Origin of the sequence: uncultured Methanobrevibacter sp., from assembly GCF_937898925.1 — an archaeon.
Classification (GTDB): domain Archaea; phylum Methanobacteriota; class Methanobacteria; order Methanobacteriales; family Methanobacteriaceae; genus Methanobrevibacter.
In genome coordinates, this window is sequence record NZ_CALDKF010000112.1 from 1 (window position 1) to 6176 (window position 6176).

The window sequence follows — 6176 nt, forward strand, 5'->3', positions numbered from 1 at the left end:
TCCATACCAGAACCATCCCCATAATCTGCACTAGCATTTACATAAAGAACAGTAGGAGCTTCATCTTCGCTCAAAATATTCTCAATGGAAGAAGATTGTAAAATATTTTTTGTGCTAGTGGAAGGAGAAACTGGATTAATTGAATTTATAGGATAAGAAATATTATTGTTTGTTCCAGTGTTGTTTTGATGACAACGATAGAATGTGTTATTTTCAAAAGTATAATTTCCACTAATCTGTACAGTATCAGTAGTTGTTAAAGTATGATTAATGAAAGTGTTGTTATATACTTTTAAATTAGGAATTCCTTCAGTGATATTTTCAAATTTTTTACTGTATGCAGAAATTGCTTGACCTATAGGTGCAGTGTTATTAATGAAAGTACAGTTATGTACATTCAAAGCACCACTATTCATTGCAGTAATTGCACCACCACAACCAGAGGTATTGCAATTTTCATTTTGTTCAAAAGTACAGTTTTCTACAGTAATATTATAGTTGCCAGCCCACCAGTTTGAACCGCCAATAGCTCCACCACCAGTGGTTTCATGACATTTATTTCTTTTGAAATTGGAATTCTTCACCACTAATTTACTGTAGGTGTATAATGCTCCACCATTCCATCCGGCATCATTATCAGTGAAATTAGAACGATCTATTGTAGTTTGTGCATTATAATGTGTGTGAATTGCACCGCCCCACCAAAATGCTGAATTATTATTAAATTCAGAATCGGTTACAGATAAAATTCCACAATTATTGATGGCACCAGGTTCTTTTCTAGCGTAATTATTATTAAATTTACATTTTTTTACATTCATTGTAACATCAGTAGGGGTGTTATGGTTAGTTACAACACCAAAACTATTGTTACAATTTGAGAAACTACAATTTGTAATGTTCATCAATCCACCATAATTCCATATTACAGAACTATGATTATCTGGAGCATCTGTATAAATATTCATAAAAGTACAGTTCTCAAAAGTATTAACCCCAGATGTTGATAATTTGATTAATACATCAGAAGTGTTAATATTCTTGAATGTTACATTAACAAATTTAATATTCAGATTCCCAGTACTACTAAAAACAATCTGAGTAGAATTTCCAGTAATATAACAATTAGGGTTACCAATAATAGTAGCACTATTCTTAAATTCAATTGATTTGTTAATACGTTGTACACCGGTTAAAGTTATATCAAAATCTTCACCAACGTATGTTGCGGCAATATATAAATCATCCCAATTTGCAGCATCAACACCACTTCGACGAGTTTGTTCAGAATCCGCTATTGCAGACTCTTCACTAATTTCATCTGTCTGAATTTCCTCATCCATCTCTTCTGCTGCTGTATCCTCGGAGATTGTATCAACAGGAGTCTCTTCCAAAATTGCGGAATCATCTGTATCCTCAATCACTGCATCTGCAATTACAGCATCATCAACAGAAGCATCAATTGCATCCATTGATACCTCATCTGCTGCACTTGCAGCCCCCATAAGACAACAAAGAAGAACTAAAAATATCGCAACATATTTTAATTTCATAAGTTTCGTCACCTCGTTTTATAATGAATAAACTCCTTTTTTTAAAAAAGGAGAGAAAGAAAAATATAAAATCCAATCTTTTACATAAGGCATGAAAAATTATATGTTTCCATGAAAGAACCATAAGATCAATGCCATGAAAAATTGAATTTCAATATAAGTCCTATAAAATAAATCAGAATAGTTTTTGTAAAATAATCATCTTATCAAACAAAATTTACTATCCATAAAATATATTTTATATAATTATGTATGCATAATATTATATAAAAATATATTGAACATAATTAGATTAATTATTAATTTAATTAAGTGTTTATATAAAATTAATAGTTTTTATTGAACAAAAAACTTTAAAGAATAGACAACAACAATAAAAAAAGATAACCTCACCCATGAAAACCTTATGGTTCTTTCAGGGAAAACTATAAAAAAAGTAGAAAAAGTAAAAAAAATAGAAAAAAAGAAAAAAATAAAACATTAGTCACTAAGACTAATGCTTTCACTATCAGAAGAATGTCCAGACAAGTATTTGACTTTTGCTCTGGTAAACATCTTCTTGAACCAATCATACAATACCACTAAAAGCACTGCATTGGTTACACCGTGGGTTAAGTCATAGCTTACACCATTTAGGTATAATGCAATGATTGGAGTTATCTCCAAAGCTGTTCCTGAATAGAAAATAGCTGAAATGTCTGTAATCCAACCATAGAGGAATCCCCATAGGAGACCAAAGACTATTCTGAATCCTACATTGTCAAACCTTGAAGCCAATAATCCTGCACTGGCTCCCATAAGTCCCCAAGCAAGCATCTGGAACAAGACCCAGTATCCCATTCCCATAAAGAGACCAGATACAAAAGCAGTCAATGCACCAACAAGGAAACCTTCCTCCTTGCCGAAGACAATACCCACCATTATGATGATGAATGACGCCATGTTTACAGCAGGAATAGACATTAAAATGATACGTCCCACAGTTGCAATAGCTGTCAGTACAGCAATCAATACTATAGATTCAACTGGCGGCTTCTTGTTTTCATACATCTTGAACACTGCATAGATAATTCCTGCAAGCAAAATGATGAGGAAAATTATCATGGTAATTGAAAATATAGGAGTGTCCACCACTCCAGTTGAACTTGCAGTCATATTAGTTAACATTTCATCCATTGCACTCATAATCACACACTCTTAAATTATTTAAATCATATTTAATCCATTATAAAATCATTAATCATAATTATAAAATAAAACTACTCCAAATCCCATTTATCTTTCAAGTCATCCAAAGTGACTATTTCAGGAACATAATCCTTTACCATCCTGTTTACAAAGGTTGTATAGAAATTGTTCTCAGCGAATATCACCTTAGGATCATCATCTATCTGAATATCCTTGTCAAATAGCATGAGACATCTCTTGCAATTGTTTGCAACGAAATCAAGGTCATGGCTTGTCATGATTATTGTAAGCCCATTGTCCCTTAATGAATTCAATATCTCTGCCAATGCCTTGCTGGACAATGGATCCAATCCTTTAGTTGGCTCATCCAATACAAGAACATCTGCATTCTGAAGCAATGCCTTGACAATTGCTATCTTCTGCTGTTCCCCTCCACTGCAGTCATATGGATGCTTGTCAATAAGGTCAGTGATGTCAAAGAATTCAATCAGTTCCTTGAAATTGAAATCAATGCTATCGAATTTCAATCCGTTCAAGGTTTCAGATGCTATGAAATCCTCATTGCTAAATTTCAATAGCTTCTCATAGTTTTCCTTGCTTAAGCTTTGATTATTCTTTATGAGAAGGTCAGATTCAAGAATTGATTCCAGAAACTCCTCCTTCACATTATCTTTAGAGAAGTGTATCATAGGGTTTTGGTGAACATAAGCCAATTTGATTCCCTTTCTGTACTTGACCTTACCCTTGATCGGTTTTAAGATTCCAACCAATAGCTGCAGGAATGTTGATTTTCCTACACCGTTTCCACCGATTAAGCTTAGGAAATCTCCCTTGATCAAGTCGAAATCCACATTCTTCAATATCAGGTTTTCCCTTTCATATGCAAAGTAGATTCCTTTCATCTCTATCAATGCATCCTTATTCCCAGTGAATGGAAGCTTGTCTAAAATACCTGATTTTTCTTGAGAATTGTATTTTTTGTTAGTGAAAGATAGATTGTCATGATTCAAATTATTGGAATCAACATCACCATTGCTTATTTTAATTAAATCATCATGTATTGTATTAAGACAACGTCTTCCTTCACGAATGCTTAAAGGAGTATTCAATTTAATTAAACTTGGATACTTGACGGAAAGTGAGTTGTATATTTTGGTAACTGCAGGAAGGTAATTTTCAAATATCTCATCATCAATGACTTCACTGCAGATGTTATGTGCATTGTCAACAAACTCAATTTTACCTTCCTTAAGGAACACTGCCTTGTCAATGAATGGGAATATGCTGTCTGCCTTATGCTCACTCATTATGACTGTTATTGAAAATTCCTCATTTAACCTTCTCACGATTGATAGGAATTCATATGAAGCGATTGGATCAAGCTGTGACATTGGCTCATCCAAAAGAAGCACCTGTGGCCTTAAGACAAGGAGTGAACAAAGATTGACTAATTGTTTCTGTCCACCGGATAGCTCATTCACATTCTTGTGAAGTATGTCATTTATTCCAAAGAAAGCCACTATCTCGCTTATCCTGTTTCTTATCTCTTCTGTTGGAAGTCCAATGTTTTCAAGAGGAAATGCAATCTCCTGAATTACAGTGTCTGTAACTATTTGGCTGTCCGGGTTCTGGAAGAGGTATCCTATATCGCAAGCAGAGGAAATCTCATCCATATCAATTATCCTTGTTCCATTGAACTTGATTTCACCGGATCTTCTGCCTGCAGGCATCAATTCCTTCTTAAGATTAGTGAGCAAAGTGGTTTTACCGCATCCTGATGGTCCGCATAAGAGAACAAAGTCACCATAATCGATTTCAAGGTTAATGTTGTCCAATGACTTGACCTGTGATTCGCTTCCATCTGAATTCATATATGCAAAGCTGAAGTTATTGAATTCAATCAATGCCATAAAATCCTCTCCTTGATTTCTAGATAAATTAAAGGTAATAAGAATACTATAAATGCCAAATAATAGATATTTAATGGCAAATTGCTGAATTTGAAGTCAATTGAAGGGTAAATGTTGATCATTCCAACTCCATGAAGAAGCCCTATAATGATTATTCCCACTGTAACGATTATCAATGCAATAAAAGCAAAGTCTGCATTTGAAAACTTGTATGATAAATAGCTTGTTCTCTCAGTAGCATTGTATCCTCTTGCCTTCATGGATTTTGCTGTAAACATTGATTCCTCTAAAGACCATGAAACTGTTATTCCCATGATCTTTCCAAGTGTCTTTGCCTCCTTGATGATGGCTGCAATCCTCTTGTTTGACTTGAGTTTGTCTACAAGCTTGGAATTATAGTCAGTGTTTATGTTTGAGTTGAATGCATCCACATCAATTCTCTCCTCATCCTCACCTTCAAGCTCCACTCCATTGCTTTTCAAGCTGTTAAGCTTTTGAACTTCAATAGCTCTTGAATTGGTTAGAGGAATGAACCTCGATGCCATAACGATTATCATGGAAATGATAGGCAATTTCTTAGAGAATATGTAAAGCATTTCCTGATAGGAAACTGACCTGTTGTAGGATGAAAACACCAAAATCACTATAAGAAGTGCCAAGGACATCAGTATTCCATATGCAATGGCTTCATAAGTTATGAAAAAGCCAGACCATAAGTAGATCTTATGTGCTCCTGTCCTATTGAGCAAAGGATTTAGAATCATTATCAGCACACTTAATGGAATGAAAAGCCTCATGATGTTTTTCAGTTCATGGCTCACTCCCTGAAGGGCAATCAGAACCAATAGAAGAACTAGAAAAGTAACTACAAAATAGGGGTCGCTGAAAATGAATGCAAAGAGAACCATTATAAAGTAATAAAGCAAATAAACCCCTGGATGAATTGATGTAAGTTCCATAAGCAGTTCTCCATAATTTAAAGTTAAAATAGATATTTCAATTGGCTTGATTTCTTATATTATATAAACAATTTATATTTTAATTTGTAATCTATATAAAGTTTTCTTTATAATTAATAAAATAAATTTGATTTAAAGGCTTTAAATTGCTTAAAAAATAAAAAAAGGGGAAAAGGAGAAAAAAATTATGAAACTATTTGAAACAAAGAACAAATAGCTATGCTTTAGGAAAATAACTAGCAATTTTTTCCTTATTTTATAATCTAGCAAATTTAAATAAGGAATCCATTACCTTAAAATTAGAATGTCTTCCCAAAGCACAGTCCTCAACATAATTTATACAGTTTATAAAATATATTTTATAAAAAATAAATTATAATTGATAATAATATTATGTCATAACATACTTATAAAATTTTTCATATTTTTGTAAAAAATTATAAAAAAATAGAAAAAACCCATTAAAAATAGAAAAAAATAATCTAATAAATTAAAAAAATAGATAAAAAATTATTAAAAATAGAAAAAATAATCGAATAAATTAAAAAAAAATAGTTAAAAACTAT

The 6176-nt window shown here is 32.6% G+C and carries 4 protein-coding genes; all 4 read right to left on the reverse strand.

All coding sequences use genetic code 11. The features are described 5' to 3' along the window. The coding region (locus Q0409_RS09190; protein ID WP_366940114.1) for a right-handed parallel beta-helix repeat-containing protein at positions 1-1553 on the reverse strand (1553 nt) is incomplete at its 3' end. A 480-nt stretch (positions 1554-2033) separates the two neighbouring features. After that, the gene (locus tag Q0409_RS09195) at positions 2034-2738 is read right to left on the reverse strand and encodes an ECF transporter S component (RefSeq protein WP_298537369.1); all 705 of its coding nucleotides are present in this window, start codon (positions 2736-2738) and stop codon (positions 2034-2036) included. A 74-nt stretch (positions 2739-2812) separates the two neighbouring features. Continuing rightward, entirely contained in the window at positions 2813-4651 is a 1839-nt protein-coding gene (locus Q0409_RS09200) for an ABC transporter ATP-binding protein (protein WP_298537372.1), read from the reverse strand. Beyond that, positions 4642-5610: an energy-coupling factor transporter transmembrane component T gene (locus tag Q0409_RS09205; protein WP_298537375.1), complete on the reverse strand. Its 969-nt coding sequence runs from the start codon at positions 5608-5610 to the stop codon at positions 4642-4644. The genes Q0409_RS09200 and Q0409_RS09205 overlap by 10 nt, the downstream gene beginning before the upstream one ends. Positions 5611-6176 lie beyond the last annotated feature (566 nt).

Bases quoted from the DNA above. Each gene is read 5' to 3' on its own strand.
- Q0409_RS09195 (WP_298537369.1), bottom strand. From the start codon at position 2,738: ATGAGTGCAATGGATGAAATGTTAACTAATATGACTGCAAGTTCAACT.
- Q0409_RS09200 (WP_298537372.1), bottom strand. From the start codon at position 4,651: ATGGCATTGATTGAATTCAATAACTTCAGCTTTGCATATATGAATTCA.
- Q0409_RS09205 (WP_298537375.1), bottom strand. From the start codon at position 5,610: ATGGAACTTACATCAATTCATCCAGGGGTTTATTTGCTTTATTACTTT.